12 protein-coding genes are annotated in these 16686 nt (G+C 68.3%); 6 read left to right on the plus strand and 6 right to left on the minus strand.

What is annotated here, in order from left to right; genetic code table 11:
• Nucleotides 1–6: 6 nt before the first annotated feature.
• Nucleotides 7–567, minus strand: coding sequence for a hypothetical protein (locus tag R8G01_22135; protein MDW3216706.1), 561 nt, complete (start codon nucleotides 565–567; stop codon nucleotides 7–9).
• A 195-nt stretch (nucleotides 568–762) separates the two neighbouring features.
• Nucleotides 763–1803: a selenide, water dikinase SelD gene (selD, locus tag R8G01_22140; protein ID MDW3216707.1), complete on the minus strand. Its 1041-nt coding sequence runs from the start codon at nucleotides 1801–1803 to the stop codon at nucleotides 763–765.
• Between the two features lie 74 nt (nucleotides 1804–1877).
• On the opposite strand from selD, the gene R8G01_22145 reads away from it, so the two are divergent.
• Nucleotides 1878–2744, plus strand: coding sequence for an aldo/keto reductase (locus tag R8G01_22145; GenBank protein ID MDW3216708.1), 867 nt, complete (start codon nucleotides 1878–1880; stop codon nucleotides 2742–2744).
• A 132-nt stretch (nucleotides 2745–2876) separates the two neighbouring features.
• On the opposite strand, the gene R8G01_22150 is transcribed toward R8G01_22145, so the two are convergent.
• The 3 genes from R8G01_22150 to R8G01_22160 all read right to left on the minus strand — a co-directional run bounded on the left by R8G01_22150 (nucleotide 2877) and on the right by R8G01_22160 (nucleotide 8257).
• The gene (locus tag R8G01_22150) at nucleotides 2877–5582 is read right to left on the minus strand and encodes a PKD domain-containing protein (GenBank protein MDW3216709.1); all 2706 of its coding nucleotides are present in this window, start codon (nucleotides 5580–5582) and stop codon (nucleotides 2877–2879) included.
• 142 nt (nucleotides 5583–5724) lie between these two features.
• The gene (locus R8G01_22155) at nucleotides 5725–7911 is read right to left on the minus strand and encodes a PKD domain-containing protein (GenBank protein MDW3216710.1); all 2187 of its coding nucleotides are present in this window, start codon (nucleotides 7909–7911) and stop codon (nucleotides 5725–5727) included.
• Between the two features lie 208 nt (nucleotides 7912–8119).
• Nucleotides 8120–8257 (minus strand): hypothetical protein, encoded by a 138-nt coding sequence (locus R8G01_22160; protein MDW3216711.1) that lies wholly within the window; start codon nucleotides 8255–8257, stop codon nucleotides 8120–8122.
• 49 nt (nucleotides 8258–8306) lie between these two features.
• Here R8G01_22160 and R8G01_22165 point away from each other — a divergent pair, with 49 nt between their 5' ends.
• The 3 genes from R8G01_22165 to R8G01_22175 are packed head-to-tail and all read left to right on the plus strand — an operon-like array spanning nucleotide 8307 to nucleotide 14184.
• Nucleotides 8307–10223 (plus strand): PKD domain-containing protein, encoded by a 1917-nt coding sequence (locus tag R8G01_22165; protein ID MDW3216712.1) that lies wholly within the window; start codon nucleotides 8307–8309, stop codon nucleotides 10221–10223.
• Nucleotides 10224–10269: 46 nt separating this feature from the next.
• Nucleotides 10270–13434, plus strand: coding sequence for a hypothetical protein (locus tag R8G01_22170; GenBank protein ID MDW3216713.1), 3165 nt, complete (start codon nucleotides 10270–10272; stop codon nucleotides 13432–13434).
• A 30-nt stretch (nucleotides 13435–13464) separates the two neighbouring features.
• Entirely contained in the window at nucleotides 13465–14184 is a 720-nt protein-coding gene (locus R8G01_22175; GenBank protein ID MDW3216714.1) for a sulfite exporter TauE/SafE family protein, read from the plus strand.
• Nucleotides 14185–14330: 146 nt separating this feature from the next.
• On the opposite strand, the gene R8G01_22180 is transcribed toward R8G01_22175, so the two are convergent.
• On the minus strand, nucleotides 14331–15155 hold the full coding sequence (locus R8G01_22180) for a thioesterase family protein (GenBank protein ID MDW3216715.1): 825 nt from the start codon (nucleotides 15153–15155) through the stop codon (nucleotides 14331–14333).
• Between the two features lies 1 nt (nucleotide 15156).
• Between R8G01_22180 and R8G01_22185 the strand changes: the two genes are divergently transcribed.
• Together R8G01_22185 and R8G01_22190 are read left to right on the plus strand one after the other, a co-directional pair.
• Nucleotides 15157–16011: an LLM class flavin-dependent oxidoreductase gene (locus tag R8G01_22185; protein ID MDW3216716.1), complete on the plus strand. Its 855-nt coding sequence runs from the start codon at nucleotides 15157–15159 to the stop codon at nucleotides 16009–16011.
• Nucleotides 16008–16685, plus strand: a complete 678-nt coding sequence (locus tag R8G01_22190; GenBank protein ID MDW3216717.1) for a CDP-alcohol phosphatidyltransferase family protein — start codon at nucleotides 16008–16010, stop codon at nucleotides 16683–16685. Before R8G01_22185 ends, R8G01_22190 begins: the two co-directional genes overlap by 4 nt.
• The last annotated feature ends 1 nt before the right edge of the window (nucleotide 16686 follow it).

The raw sequence follows: 16686 nt of genomic DNA on the forward strand, positions 1-16686 counted from the left end.
GACGAATCAGCCGTCGCAGTCGGGCGACCAGATGCCGAGCTCCTGGTCGCGGGCGTCCTGCTCGGTGGATCGATACTTCGCCGGGTCGGGACCCTCGCCCGTGGAGCGCGCCAACCCGAGCGAGAGCATCACGAGCGCGAGGTCGTCGCCGGTGTCACCGACGACCGTGGCGTCGTCGATCCGGCCGTTGCGGGCTTCGGGAGGGGTGACCGTGACGGTCCGGCCGCCGCCGGTGATGAACGCGAGCGAGTCGGTCGCTTGTTGTGCGAGACAGGCGTCGCCGACCGGCACGTCGATCCCTGCGAGGGTCGCCGTGGCGCGCTCGAGCCCCTGGTGGAGCTCGAGCGTTCGGCCGTCGATCGCACTCGCGATGCGCCATTGGCGGCCGTCGACGGGTGCCGGCGGAACCTCCGCGGCGACGGCCGCGGCGCGCGGCGTCAGCACCGCCGGATCGATGGTGCCGTGGATCGGTTCGAGGGGCTCGTCGTCGGCGACCTCGGGCAGCGAGCACCCGGCGATCACCAATGCGGCGCACATCGGCACCGCCCAACCCGTCACCGGCCTCACGGCTCCATCAAACCCGCAGCCGCTCGGCGACGCAATCACCCGAGTGGGTGCGATCGAGTGGTCCGGTTGCCTGTCGATGGGCACCGGGGCCGGGCGGGGTCATGCCGTGGTCGGCCCCGGCCGGACAACTCGTACGTTGCGCCGAGCCGGCGGCGTCCGAAAGCAGCGAAAGCGGTGAACGCGCCAACCCGGCGATCAGGCCAGTCGGAAGCGAGGTGTGCCGCTCGAGGTGTGCCCGATCCGCGCGGCCGTGTGGCCGGTCGCACGCAGCTTGCGTAGCACTTCGTCGGTGTGCGCCGGGTCGATGCCGAACACGAGACCGCCGGACGTCTGCGCGTCGGCGATCAGCAAGCGGTGGACCTGGTCGTGCGAGCCACCATCGAGGAGATCGACGCCCCACTCGAGGTTGCGGGCGCTGCCGCCCGGCATCACGCCGTCGGCGGCCAGCTCGACCGCACCCGGCAGGAACGGCACGGCGTCGAAGTCGACGTCGACGACCACGGCGGACTCGACCGCCATCCGACCGAGGTGTCCGAGCAGCCCGAACCCGGTGACATCGGTACAACCGGTGGCGCCCGCGGCGACCGCCACCTGGGCGGCCTGATCGTTGAGGCGGGTCATCGACGCGACCGCGGCCTCGGCCGACTCGAGCGGGGCGACGTCGCGCTTGATGGCCGTCGTGATGACGCCGACGCCGAGCGGCTTGGTGAGGATGATGTCCTGGCCGGATCGGAGCCCAGCATTGGTCAGGATGTGATCGGGGTGGACCTCGCCGGTGACGGCCATGCCGTACTTGGGTTCGGGATCGTCGATCGTGTGACCCCCGACGATCGCGAAGCCACCGGCGGTGGCGATGTCCTGGCCACCGGCGAGCACCTCGCCGAGCAGCGTGGTCGGGAGCGCGTCGACGTTCCAGCCGACGAGGTTGAGCGCGAACAGCGGCCGGCCGCCCATCGCGTACACATCGGACACGCTGTTGGCGGCTGCGACACGGCCCCAGGTGCGCGCATCGTCGACCACCGGGGTGATGAAGTCCGCGGTGGAGACCAGGGCTCGCTCGTCGTCGAGCCGCCACACAGCGGCATCGTCACCGGTGTCGGTGCCGACGAGGAGTTCGGTGGGATGATCGGACTGCAGGTCGCGCACGACGTGCGCGAGCTCGCCGGGGGCGAGCTTGCAGCCTCAACCCGCGCCGTGGCTGAATTGTGTGAGGCGATGCGTGTGGGGTTCGTCCATGATTCCTCGCTCGTGCCAGCCTACGGCCGGGCGACCTCGCGTTTCCGGACGCTGGGATCGGGTACGCCAGGAGCATGACCTCCATCCACGACACGACGACCTTCCGACTCGCCGGCGGCCACGAGATCCGCCGGCTCGGCTACGGCGCCATGCAGTTGACCGGCGATGGCGTCTGGGGCGAGCCCGCCGATCCGGTGACCGCCAAGCAGGTGTTGCGCGACGCCGTCGAGTTGGGTGTGAACTTCTTCGACACCGCCGACTCGTACGGGCCGGAGGTCAGCGAGCGGCTGATCGGCGAGGCGCTCTCGCCGTATGCCGACGACGTCGTGATCGCGACGAAGGCGGGTCTGGTTCGACCCGGCCCGGGACAGTGGGAACCGAATGGCTCGCCCGAACACATCCACACCTCGTGCGACCGGAGTCTGGCGAGGCTCCAACTCGACCGGATCCCGCTGTATCAACTCCATCGCATCGACCCCGACGTCCCGGTCGCCGAGTCGATCGGCGCGATGCTGGAGCTGCGCGAGGCGGGCAAGATCGATCAGATCGGTGTGTCGGAGGTGACCGTCGACGAACTGCACCAGGTGCGCGAACTGTGTGACGTCGCATCGGTGCAGAACCGGTTCAACATCGCGGACCAGGACGACTGGAACGACGTGGTGGACGCCTGCGCTGCCGACGGCATCGCGTTCATCCCCTGGTTCCCGTTGGGTTCGGGCGACCTCGGATCGACCGGGAAGGCGCTCGACGCTGTCGCTTCCGCGCACGAGACCGACCGGTACGCGGTCGCGCTGGCCTGGCTCCTGCATCGGGCGCCGAACATCGTGCCGATCCCCGGGACGAAGTCGCCCGATCACCTGCGGAGCAATGTGTCGGCCGCCCACCTCGTCGACGAGATCACCGACGAGGAGTGGTCGACGCTCGACTCGGCCGCCGTCTGAACGCAGCACCCGCGACCGTCTTGCGCCGGCCGGGAGACCGAACACGAGCTTGCTCCACGCGAGCAGACTCCCGCCGCGCTCGCGGCGAGCACATGAGTACTCCGGCGCGTGGACGGCGGAACGTCGATCTGATCAGTTCGTGAGATAGCCGAACGCATCGGCGAGGAGGTGGGCGCCGGTGAGTGCATAGGCATCGATGCGCCCCTGCTCACCGATGTCCACGATCACGCCGTTGGCCCGGACGTCGCCGCCGATCGGGGCGTTGACGTTGGACGTGCCCGGCCGAGCGAGTCCGGTGGCCCACAGCGTGACATAGCCGGGCGCCGTGCTGATGTACGTCGCGTTGAGCACGACGCCGCTCGCGTCGGCAGGGATCCCGCCGACGTCGGCGATCTGGACGGTGATGGTCGAGTCGTCGGCGATCACCCCCTTGGGTCCCGGAGCAGGCTCGCTGGGACGGGTGTCGAAGATCCGGCTTGGGTCGATCGGCACGAAGAGACCGGTGGTGATCGCCGGGGCGGACGGCCCGGTGGCGTAGCCGAGCAGGTCGATCACCACGTGGGTCGACGCGTTCGAGAACACGCGGACCTTGCCGTCGGCGCCGATGGGGACGATGACCATGTTGGCGCTCGTCTCGCCGACGCCGCTCGCGTTGACGGAGCTGGCGGTTGGTCGAGGCCCGTCGGGCCACACGGTCAAGAACGCCGGCGCGGACGGTTCGGTGATCGTCACATTGACGAGAACGGCGCCGGCTCCAGCGGGGATGGCCGAGGTGTCGGCGATGGTGACCTCGAGTTCGCCACCGGCCGGAATGCGACCCTTCGGTCCCGGGTCGGAGCCGGGCCGGGTGTCGAGCAATCGTGTCGGCGTCTGGGTGACGATACGACCGGAGCTGGTGGCGCCGGACGCCGTGAAGTAGCCGACGACGTCGCCGATCAGGTGGGCCTCGCGGAGGCTGTACAGACTGATCATGCCCTCGTCGCCCACGGGGACGATCGCCAGGTTCGCCCGGACGGCGCCGGGTTCGATCACGTTGAGGCTGGAGAGTTCGGTCGGACGGGGATCTCCGGTCGGCCATGCCGTGATGTAGCTCGGTGCGTCGACGGCGACCACGGTCAGATTGATCGCCACGGCGGTGATGTCCGCCGGAACCGATCCGACACCCGCCACCGCGACGTCGATCTGCGTGCCCTCGGCGATGACGCCCTTGGGCCCGGGCGCCGCTTCGTCGGGTCGGGTGTCGAACAGCCGGAATGGCGTCACGGCGGTCAGTGCCGACGGCAGTGCCGTCGGCGGAGAGCTCGCGGCATCGTCCACGACGATCGTCTGTTCCGCCGTCGAGGTGGCGCCGTCGTCGTCGGTGACGGTGAGGGTGACGGTGTAGGTTCCGCCGGTTGTGTAGGTGTGGCTGGGGGTGGCGCCGTTGCCGGTTGTGCCGTCGCCGAAGTCCCATGACCGCGAGGTGATGACACCGTCGGCGTCCGACGACGCCCCGCTGTCGAACACACAGAGGAGGAGCCCGCACGACGAGACGAACGTCGCGTCCGGTCCCGTGTTGGAGAGCGGAGCGATCGTCTGTTCCGCCGTCGAGGTGGCGCCGTCGTCGTCGGTGACGGTGAGGGTGACGGTGTAGGTTCCGCCGGTTGTGTAGGTGTGGCTGGGGGCGGTGCCGTTGCCGGTGGTGCCGTCGCCGAAGTCCCATGACCGCGAGGTGATGACACCGTCGGCATCCGACGATGCCCCGCTGTCGAACGCGCAGGTGGTCTTGTCACACGCCGCGGTGAAGTCGGCGTCGGGAGCGAAATTGAGCGTGACCGACCCGGAGGTGGCGTCGACGGCGCCGTCGTCGTCGGTGACGGTGAGGGTGACGGTGTAGGTGCCGCCGGTTGTGTAGGTGTGGCTGGGGGTAGTGCCGTTGCCGGTGGTGCCGTCGCCGAAGCTCCAGCTCCGTGCCACGATCGTTCCATCCGGGTCGCTCGACGAGCTCGAGTCGAAGTCGCAGTCGAGCTGGTCACAGGTGGACGTGAACGAGCCGTTCGGCGGTTCGTTCGCCGGCCCGGAACCCCCTGCCTTCTCGATCTTCACGTAGTCGATGTTGCCGTTGAAGTAGTCGCAGGAAACCTCGATCTGGTCGCACGAGTACTTCCCTCCGATCGACAACACCTTGGTGTTCGACACCGACTGGACGAAATCGTTCGGATCGGATTTGGTGGTCTGCGCTGCCCGCACACCATCGACGAAGAGCCGAACCCGGTTCTGGGTCTTCTCGCATCGGATCGTGTGCCAGTCGCCGTCGTTCGTCTTGAACTGAGGCTCGTGCGGGGCGCTGGCGCCGAGCGTGTCGCCGTCGACATCTTTGATGAGGCACGTCATGTACCCGTTCGGCTGCTCGAACTTGAAGTATCCGCCGACCGTCGTGTTCTGCCCCTTCTGGACGATGTTTCCCCAGCTGACCGTGCTGCGGTACCTGAACTCGACAGCGAAGTCGGAGGTTCCGAAGTCGAGCGCGTCGTTGTCGGGAACGGTCACCAACCGTTCCGTGTCGGCCGGGATCTGGGTCGGCGACACTGCATTGAAGCGGTAGCCGGTGGCGCCCCCCGTTCCGACCCCCGTGCTGACCAGGGAACCGATCGACCCGTCGAGGTCGTTCGGGCCTGAATCGTCCATCTTCGCGGCGCCCGACGACTCGTTCATCTGGTAGTTCGCGATCACCGGCATGAGGGTCGGATCCACGGCGCTGGCCGTCGACGCCGGCAGCGCAACCAAGGAGGTCAACGTGAGTGCGAGTGCGATCGCGACCCCGCTGCCGAGGTACCCACCAATTCGTTGTCCGCTCATCCATCCGCCCCGTCGAGTGATCGGCACGAGCGTCCCCAACCGCCGCTCCGTCGCCATCACGACGATATCACCGCACAGCGTGGCGAATTCGTCAAAAGACTTGGTGATAACGAGATGTTCGGGTCGATCGCCGGAGGTTCGTTCAGGGCAGGAGGTACCCGACCGCATCCGCCACGACGTGAGCGGTGGTCAGCACGTACACGCCGACGCGCTGGTCGTCGCCCACGCGGACGATGGCACCGTTCGGTCTCACGTCGCCGTCCCGGTCGACGTTGACGCTGGAGGTCGTCGGACGAGACGACCCAGCCGGCCACAACGTCGCGAAGCCGGGTCCACTTCCGATCAGGGTCACATTGAGCACGACACCACCGGCGTCGGAGGGGATCCCGGAGACGCCTGCGACTCGTGGGGTGATCGTCCTGTCGCTCTCGACGATCCCCTTGGGGCCGGCTGCCGGTTCGTCCGGCCGGGTGTCGAAGACACGACTCGGTTCGAGAGGAACGAACAATCCGGCGGTTGCCGTCTCGGCGTTGCCGTCGGTGACCCAACCCAACACGTCGGCGACCAGGTCCACCTCCGTCGAGGAGGCGAAACGGACCCGACCGTCCGAGCCCACGGGGACGATGACCTGGTTCGCGACCGTGTCGTAAGTCCCGTTGATGTTCAGGCTGCTGGCCAACGGCCGTCGGCCGTCGGGCCACACCGTGACGTAGCCCGGTCCGGCTGCTGCCGTGGCGGTGACGTTCATCACGACCGCGGCGACCCCGACATCGGGTATTCCGGCACGTCCGAGCACTTGGGCGGTCACGGAACCACCGGCCGGAACGCGCCGTGGCGCGCCCGGAGCGGAGTCCACGCGCGTGTCGAAGAGCCGACGCGGGCGCTGCGTGATGATTCGGCCATCGTCGGACGGGGTGTCCTGAGGTCGGAAGTAGCCCGCGACGTCACCGAGGAGATGAGCGTCGCGCAAGCTGAAGAGTGAGATCGTGCCGTCCGCATCGACGGGAACGATGACGAGATTGGCGCGCACGTCTCCGGGCACGACGACGTTGAGGCTCGATGTGGTCGCTGCGGTGGATTCGGTGGGCGTGGCTGCGACGTAGCTGGGCGCCTCGATACCGATCGCGGCGAGATTGATCGCAACGGCGGTCACCCCCGACGCAGGGACGCCGGCGTGCCCGGCGACCTGCACTCGAAGCGAGGTGCCACCGCGGACGACGCCCTGGTACTCGTCGGGTGACATTCCTGGCCGGGTGTCGAACAATCGCGTCGGCGACACGGCGATGAACTTCGATGCGACGAGGGGATCGGCGGTGTCGCCGTGCTCGACGACGACGAGGCGTTCGCGCTCGGTCGTCGCTCCGTCGTCGTCGGTGACTGCGAGCGTCACCCGGTGCTCGCCGGCGAGATCGAACGCGTGCTCGACCCGGGCTCCCGATGCCGTCGCCTCCGATGCGTCGAACGTCCAGCGCGTCTCGGCGATGACGCCGTCGGTGTCGAACGAGGGTGCGCTGTCGAGTGAACACGTCAGTTCGGAACACTCGACGGTGAAGTCCGCCGTGGGAGCCTGGTTCGGTGCCTCGCCGACGTCCTTGTCGATCCGGACGTAGTCGATGTCGCCGGAGAAGTAGTCGCAGCCGACGGACTGCTGGTTGCACTCGACCTTGCCCCCGATCGTGACGTCGAAGTCGTTCGAGATCGAGCCGACCGAAGTGCGCCGGCGATCGACCACCTGTCCGTCGACGTACATTGTGACGGCATCGCTGGAGCGCACGCATCGAAGGGTGTGCCAATCGCCGTCGGCGAGCGAGGTCGGGCCGCTGACGGCAGCTTCGTCTTGCAAGGTGCGACGGAACAGACAGGTCGGGATGCCGTCGTCGTGCTCGAGCTTCCAGTATCCGCCCGACGTCTGGCTCTGCCCCTTCTGCACGATGTTGCCGAACCGGCGATCGGTTCGGTAGCGGATCTCGACGGCGAAGTCGTCCGAGCCCGGATCGAGGTGGGGATGATCCTCGACGACAGCCAACCGCTGTGGTCGGAGGGGGGAGGTGTCGGGCGCAGCGTACGGCCACCGGTACCCGGTCGAGCCCTGGTGCGACGTCGCGGTCACGATGTCGCCGCCGATTCGGCCATCGAGACCGAAGGGTCCCGAGTCGCGCATGACGGCTGCGCCCGCGCCCTCGTTCATCTGGTACGAGGCGACCGTCTGGATCGCTGCTCGTGCGACGGGTGCCGTCGAGAGCGTGATGGCGCCGACCATCGTCAGACACGCGACGGAGAGGATCGCAGCACGAGACCGTTGGGGGCGAGCGAGATGCATGTGTGTCATGTGGGAGCCGTGGCGCTCGGGACGAGCCATCCGGTACCACGGAGGTAACCGGAGGCGTCGCACTCTAAACGGCGCGGGGCGAACTCGCCGACGGAACCGGCGGCAAGTTGATGGCGGAGCCGCGAATCCCACACAACGTGACGATCGCGCTCTGTTCGGCACGAACAGCGCGCGGTCGGGTGGCAGTTGCTCCGCCGGCCTCCGTCAACTAGAACAGACCTTGAGCGGACGAGCGGAGTCCGGTCACGACGGTGGGAGGGACCGACATGCGGGTTGCGGCGAGGCGGAAGCGCCGATCGGGGTTGGTGACGGCGCTCGGCGTCGTCGCTGCGTCCACGGCGCTCATGGTGGCAGTACCGGTGTCTGCGGCGTCCGGACCGGGTTCACCCGCCACGATGGGAGCGAACGGAAGCGGCCAACTCGGCGACGGTACGAACAACGATCGTCGTTCGGCCGAGGTCATCGACCTCTCCGGTGTCACCGATCTCCACGGCGGTCGCGAGCACGTGATCACGCTGCTCGCCGACGGAACCGTGGCGACGTGGGGCCGGAACAACCAGGGGCAGATCGGCGACGGGACGCGCACCGACCGATCGAGCCCGAGGGTGGTCTCGGGCCTCTCGGGGATCGTGGCGGTGGAGACGGGCCATTACCACTCGCTCGCACTCGACGACGACGGCCGGATCTGGTCGTGGGGCTACAACGCATTCGGCCAACTCGGTGACGGGACCACGACCCGGCGTCGGACACCGGTACGGGTGCAGGGCATCGACGACGCGGTCGCGATCGCCGCCGGACGCGACATGAGCTACGCCATCCGCAGCAACGGCACGTTGTGGGCGTGGGGGCTCAACGGCGACGGTCAGCTCGGAGACGGAACCACCTCCACCCGGACCACGCCCGTGCGTGTGGGCAACCTGACCGACGTGGTCGAGGTCGCCGGTGGTCGCGACCACGGACTCGCCGTCCGTGCGAACGGTGAGGTCTGGACGTGGGGTTGGAACCGTTTCGCTCAGCTCGGTGACGGCACGACCACCGATCGCACGAGCCCGGTCCGGGTGACGGGTATCTCGGCGGCGACCAGCGTGATCGCGGGAGCACATCACTCCTACGCTCTGCTCCAGAACGGCCAGGTGTGGTCGTGGGGGCGCAACTATCGCGCCCAGTTGGGTGACGGGACGACGGCCCAGCGCAGCCGCCCGGTGCGCGTGGGCGGCGTCTCGAACGCGGTAGAGATCGGCAGCGGGCGAGATCACGGTCTCGCCGTACTGGCCGACGGCACGGTTCGAGCGTGGGGCAACAACCAGGCAGGACAGCTCGGCGACGGCACCCTGACACGTCGCCCCAACTCGATCGCGGTGCCGGGGCTCGACGATGTCGAGGTCGTCGGTGGAGGCGCCGACTATTCCGTTGCGTTGGTGTCGAGTGGTGGAACGCCGCCACCGAACCAGCCGCCCGACGCGGCGATCTCGGCGAACTGCGCCGGGCTGTCGTGCAGTTTCACGAGTGCCGGCAGCAGTGATTCCGACGGGTCGATCGTCGCCCGTTCCTGGTTGTTCGGTGACGGCGCGTCCGGCACGGGGGTCGCTCCCGATCACGATTACGGCGCCTCGGGGTCGTACCTCGTGACGGTGACGGTCACCGACGACGACGGTGCGACCGATTCGGCGTCGACCACGGTGTCGGTGTCCATCCCGACCGGCTCGGCGCCCGCGTTCCGCTCGGCAGCCTCGTCGAATGCGAACACGACCTCCGCCGACGTCACCGTTCCGGGATCGGTCGCGTCGGGCGACCTGCTGCTGCTGTTCGTGACGACGAACACGGTCACATCGGCCTCGACCCCGGCCGGCTGGACGCTGCTCGGCTCCCAGGCCGACGGGTCCATGATGTCACGCCTCTACTCGCGGATCGCCGGGCCCGGGGTCGCAGGCTCGATGGTCGCGGTCGACCTCGGCACGCGGACGAAGACCGACATGAGCCTGGTGTCGTATCAAGACGCGGTCGTGGCCGACTGGGCGGTGCGGGGCGAACCGGGCAACACGGCGTCGCACACGACGCCGTCGATCGGCGTCGCCGCCCCCGATTCGTTGGTCGTGAGCCACTGGGTCGACAAGACGAGCGACCCCACGTCGTGGTCGCTGCCCGTCTCGGTCGTCGGGCGCGTCGACAGCGTCGGATCCGGCGGCGGCCGGATCAACTCGATCACCGGCGACTCCGCCGTCGCGACCGGGACATGGCCGGGTGCGACCGCGGTCGCGGTCAACCCGGCGAGCAAGGCCGTCATGTGGTCGGTGGTGGTGTCGCCGACCTGATCCGGCCGGTACGTCCAGGGTCCCCACGTGGTGGCAGGATTGCTCCATGACGACGGTCGATCCGAAACTTTTCAGCCAGATTCGTTACCGGTGCATCGGCCCGTCACGCGGCGGTCGCGTGGTGGCCGTCGCCGCCGACCCGGTGAAACAGAACGTGTTCTACTTCGGCGCCGTCGCCGGCGGGGTCTGGAAGTCGGACGACGCCGGCCAGTACTGGGAGAACATCACCGACGGCTCCCTGGGTACCTCGTCGATCGGGGCGCTCGCGGTCGCGCCGTCCGATGGCAACGTGATCTACGCCGGCACGGGTGAGACCACGATCCGGCTCGACATCACCCATGGCGACGGCATGTACAAGTCGACCGACGGCGGTGCCACGTGGCACCACATCGGGTTGACCGGCACCCGTCACATCGGCGAGATCCGGGTGCACCCGCACGATCCCGACACCGTCTACGTCGCCGCGCTCGGCCACGCGTCGATCGACAACCCCGACCGAGGGCTGTACCGCACCAGGGACGGCGGTGAATCGTGGGAGCGCGTGCTGTACGTGAGCGACCGTGCCGGCGCGGTCGATGTCGCGCTCGATCCGAACAACCCACGGATCCTGTTCGCCACGATCTGGCAGGCGCGCCGCACGTTCTGGTCGATCGACTCCGGCGGCCCCGACTGTGGTCTGTGGCGGTCGAAGGACGGCGGCGACACCTGGGAGGACCTCAGCGCGAAACCCGGTCTGCCCGTCGGCACGCTCGGCAAGATCGGCGTCTCGGTCTCTCAGGCGAGGCCCGGTCGTGTCTTCGCGATCGTCGAAGCCGAGGGGCGCAAGCGCGGCCTGTACCGGTCGGACGATCACGGCGAGACCTGGGAGCAGGTGTCCGCCAAGCCCGAACTCCAGTGGCGGCCCTGGTACTACATGCACGTCATCGCCCATCCGACCGATCCCGACACCGTCTACGTGATGAACATGAAGGCGTGGAAATCGATCGACGGCGGCAAGACCTTCGAGGAATGGCTGACGCCCCACGGCGACAACCACGCGCTCTGGATCGATCCGTCACGGCCCGAACGCATGATCGGCTGCGACGACGGCGGGGCGTGGGTCTCGCTCAACGCCGGCGAGTCGTGGTCGTCAATCTACAACCAGCTGACGGCGCAGTTCTACCACGTCGCCACCGACGACCAGTATCCGTATCTCGTCTACGGCTCGCAGCAGGACAACTCGTCCATCGCCGTGCCGAGTCGGACCAACAAGGGTGCGATCAACTGGGCCGACTGCTACCCACCGGGCACAGCGGAGAGCGGCTACGTGGCGCCCAAGCCAGGTGACCCCAACATCGTCTACGTCGGCGCGATCGGGAGTTCTCCGGGTGGCGGCGACGCACTCCAGCGCTACGACCACCGCACCAAGCAGATCCAGCTCGTCAGCGTGTGGCCCGAGGCGTACCACGACGGCAACACGGCCGAGGTCCGATTCCAGTGGACCTACCCGATCGTGTTCTCGCCGCAGGACGCGAACACCCTCTACGCGGCCGGCAACCAGGTGTTCCGGTCACGCGACGAGGGACACAGCTGGGAGCCGATCAGCCCCGACCTCACCTACGCCGACCCCGACACGATGGGCGTGTCCGGACCCCTCACGATGGACACCGCCGGCGCCGAGATGTACGCCACGGTGTTCTCGCTCATGGCGTCGAAACATGAGCAGGGGGTCCTGATGGCCGGCTCCGACGACGGGCGGGTCCACGTCACCCGCGACGACGGCGGCGAATGGACCGAGGTGACACCTCCCGACCTGCCGAAGTTCTCCCAGGTCACGATGATCGAGGAGTCGCGGCACCGCGCCGGCACCGTGTACATGACCGTGGCCCGTCACAAGATGGGTGACGACGGCGCGTACGTCTACCGGAGCCCCGATCTCGGAGGCTCGTGGACGCGCATCGACGCCGGCATCCCCGACCAGCACTTCTGTCGCGTGATCCGGGAGGACCCGCAGCGACCGGGGCTGCTCTACCTCGGGACCGAACTCGGGATCTGGTGCTCGTTCGACGACGGAGCCAACTGGCAGTCGTTGCAGTGCAACCTGCCCGTCACCCCGGTGTACGACTTCGTCGTGAAGGACGACGATCTCGTGGTCGCGACGCACGGCCGGTCGTTCTGGATCCTCGACGATCTCACCCAGCTCCGCCAGATCTGCGACGACGTGCAGGGCGCCGATCGGTACCTGTTCAAGCCGCACGACACCGTCCGGACGCCGCCCGATCTGTTCGGCTCGTTCTGGGGCGAGCCGGGCGGGAAGAACTACCACGTCACGATCGGTCAGAACGCCACGTACTACGTCGACGAGGACGAGACCGGGTACTCCCGCAAGCGCGTGATCGACGGGGGCGACGACATCGAACGAGGGGTGCGGATCACCTACTTGCTGGCCGACGACCAGACCGGCACCGCGACCCTGACGATCAGCGACGCCGACGGGAACGAGATCGAGACCTTCACCAGTGACGTCCCGTCGGACAAGAAGGAGCGAGCCGGCAACCGGTACATCCATGCCGAGCAGGGCATGAACTCGTTCCTGTGGAACATGAACCATCGGAGCGGCGTGAAGATGGTCGACACCGAGTACCACGGTCGCCCCGAGGGGCCCCTGGCGATGCCGGGTACGTACCAGGTGACGCTGGCCGTCGGCGACTGGACGATGACCCAGAGCTTCGACCTGATCAAGGACCCCAGGGTCACCACCAGCGACGAGGACCTCGCCGAGCAGTTCGACCTGATGCTGCAGATCCAGACGAAGTTGTCGGAGGTGGCGACCGCCGTCAACAGCATCCGTGGCATCCGGAGACAGCTGACCGACTGGACGGCCCGGCTGGCGGGCGACGACGGCAGCGGCGAAACAGCCGACGCGATCACCTCCGCATCGGCGCTCGGCGACGCACTCACCACGATCGAGCACGAACTCGTCCAGGTCGAGCTCACGTCCGAAGGCGACTCGCTCAACTACCGGGAGATGCTCTTCGAGAAGCTCGGCGCGCTCGCCCCGGTGGTCAGCAGCGCCGACGCGCGGCCGACCGTCCAGTCACACCGGGTGTACGACAAGCTGGCGGGGCAGGTCGACGCGCAACTCGCCGCGCTGCGATCGGTGATCGACGGCGATCTGGCCGCCTTCAATCGCCGTCTCGCCGACCTCGACCTGCCCATCGTCGGCGTCTGATCATCCGCCCGTCCGCCGGCGCCACCCGTCATGACCGTCCTGACCGCGATCGTCGCGCTCGTCCTCGTCTACGTGTCGTTCACGATCTCCGCGTCGGCGGGGCTCGGCGGCTCGTTGCTGATGGTGCCGACGCTGGCGCTGTTCCTCGGCTCGAAGGAGGGCGTCGCGCTCGCTGCGCTGCTGCTGGCCAGCAACAACGTGATGAAGATCTACGCGTACCGGCGCACCCTGCCGTTCCGGGCGGCTGCGCTGATCGTGGTGCTCATCGTCGTCGGCGCGGCGATCGGCTCGACCCTGCTCGTCAACGCACCGGACTGGGCCGTGACGATCGGCATCGTGGTGATGTTCATCGGGTCGGTGATCGCGGAACGATTCCGGCTCGAGCGGCTCCGAACCGGGTTCGCTCCGTTCCTCGCGTTCGTGTCAGGAGCGTCGAGCGGCTTCTCCGGCACGTCGGGGCCGCTCAAGGGTGTGGCGATCCGGAACCTCGACCTCGACCGCCGTCACTTCGTCGGAGCGGCGTCGCTCGCCTCGTTCGCCGGCGATGCCACCAAGACGGCGATCTTCGCCGACGCCGAGCTGCTGGGACGGACCTCGGTGCTGACCGCCGTCGCCGCGGTGCCGCTGATGGCGCTCGGCACGTGGACCGGTTCGTCGATCAACGCGAAAGCGGGGGAGCGGACGTTCGCCGCCCTGTTCTGGACCGTGATGGCCGGCTACAGCGTGCGGCTGTTCATCCTGCTGGCGTGATCGCGAGTTGTGCCAGGAGGATCAGCGGATAGGTCGCTCCGCTCCGTTTCATTCCGCTGATTCCTCCCCGTATCCATTGCGAGTGTCGAGCGGCCAGATTCGGCAGAGCCTCACCTATCCGCTCGACCTCCAGGCACAACTCGCGATCAGTCGGACCGGCGGAACTTGCGGAGCAGCACCTGCTGGGCGAACGTCGCGACCTGAACGCCGGACCGGCTGATGATGTCGCCGGTCACGAGACCGCGCCCGCCCGACAGCCCGTGCGAGCGGGTCTCGAACCAATGCCACTCGCCGGGATCCGCCGGTCGATGGAACCACATCGAGTGGTCGAGGCTCGCGCCCTGGAAGATCTTCCGGTCGGCCGTCGTGCCGGTGAAGTCGGGATGCGGTGACCTGGCCGCCCGCGACGGCGCCGCATCCGACACGAACGTCAGCCCGCACACGCGATCGACCGGGTCGTCGTCGAGCTCGGCGTCGAGACGGATCCAGTGGCCGATGCCGCCGTCGGCAAGTTGCACCGACTTCCGTCCGATCAGGGCGCCCCACGACCCGTCCTCGAGCGTCGGGTCGTCGGGAGCCGGAGCGTCGTCGGGCACGTCGCACAGCTGCACGTCGGCTTCGTCCTCGCCCACCTGGAACGACACCGACAGGTTCAGGATCGCGCCGGCCGATTGCCGGGCGACCACCTGGCGGGTGCTGAACGACCGGCCGTCGCGGAGCCGCTCGACCTCGTACCTGACCGGCTCGCCGTGCGAGCCGGGCCGGATGAAGTACGAGTGCAGCGAGTGTGCCGGCCGATCCGCTTCGACGGTGAGCGCTGCCGCCTTCAGCGCCTGTGAGACGACCTGGCCCCCGAACAGCCGACCACCCCAGGGGTAGCGGGTCGCGATGCCGACGAACGTGTCGGGACCATGTGGCTCGAGGGCGAGCAGCTCGCGGAACTCGATGTCGGTGATGTCGGGGACGTGCACCGTGGCAGTCTCGCCGTTGACCCGCGACATCGGCAAGGCTGGGCGGATGCGACACGCGCTGACGATCCCGCCCTACGGAGATTTGGCCGACCCGGCCGCGTTGGTCGAGGTCGCGGTCGCCGCCGAGCGCTCCGGATGGGACGCCGTGTTCCTCTGGGACCACGTGCTGCGCCGTCCCGACGACCCGCAGGAGACCGCCGACCCGTGGGTGGCCATGGCGGCGATCGCCGTCGCGACCGAACGCATCCGGATCGGTCCGATGGTCACGCCGATCACCCGGCGTCGGCCGATCAAGCTGGCTCGTGAGACCACCACGCTCGACCACCTGTCCCGAGGGCGCCTGACGCTCGGGCTCGGGCTCGGCGTCGACACCACCCGTGAACTCAGCGCGTTCGGCGAGGTCGTCGATGCGCGTGAACGTGGCGAGCGCCTCGACGAGGGCGTCGAGTTGCTGTGCGCGTTCTGGTCGGGTGACGAGGTCGACTTCCACGGCGAGCACTTCATCGCCGATCGCGTGACCGTGCTGCCGAGGCCGTATCAACGCCCACGCATCCCCCTGTGGTTCGCTGCTCGTGGCGGGGCGACGAAGCCGGTGCGGCGTGCCGCGCGCTTCGACGGGCTCTTCCCGATCGAGGTCGACGACGACGCGCTCTCCGAGATGCTCCGGATCGTCCGGGAGGAGCGCGGCTCGCTCGACGGGTTCGATGTCGTCGTCCGCCCGGTCGACGCTGCGCAGTACGGGCGATTCGCGGACCTCGGGGTCACGTGGGCGATCACCGGGCCGGACCCCGGCGATCCGGGCGTGCTCGAACTGGCGTCGACCGACCCGACCGTCGTGTTCGGGGTCGACCGATGAACGAGGCCTTCGCCGGCGACAAGAAGCAGGGTCAGTCGTTGCTCGGACCGGTCGAGCGCCGGTTCATCGACTGGGCCGTCCCCAGGATCCCCGGCCCGATCATGAGCCACCACCTGACGTCCGTGACGCTCCTGTGGTCGGCGGGCACCGTGCTGTTCGGCTGGTTGGCCACCGGCGATCGTGCGTGGCTCCACGGCGTGTCGGTGATGGTGTTCGGGCAGTGGTTGACCGACTCGCTCGACGGCACGCTCGGCAAGTACCGCAAACAGGGCCTGGTCAAGTGGGGGTTCTACATGGACCACTTGCTCGACTTCCTCTTCGCCGGTTCGATCGTGATCGCCTACTCGTTCCTGGTCGACGCCGAGTGGCTCGAGTTCCTGTTCCTGCTCCTCCTGCTCGTGACGTGCGCGACGATGGCGGTCTCGTTCCTGTCGTTCGCGGCCACCAACCAGTTCCAGATCGCCTACTACGGCATCGGTCCGACGGAGATCCGGATCGGCTACATCGCGCTCAACACGCTCGTGGTCTTCGCCGGCACCGACATCTTCAGCTGGGGCGTGCCCGTGGTACTCGCCCTCAACGTGGCCGCGTTCGTGATGATGGCGGCGCAGACGAGCAGCAACCTCTGGCGGATCGACCACGACGCAAACGTCGACGGCGCGCCGCGGCCCTGAG

It is taken from the genome of Ilumatobacteraceae bacterium (assembly GCA_033344875.1).
In the GTDB taxonomy this organism is placed as follows: Bacteria; Actinomycetota; Acidimicrobiia; order Acidimicrobiales; family Ilumatobacteraceae; genus Ilumatobacter.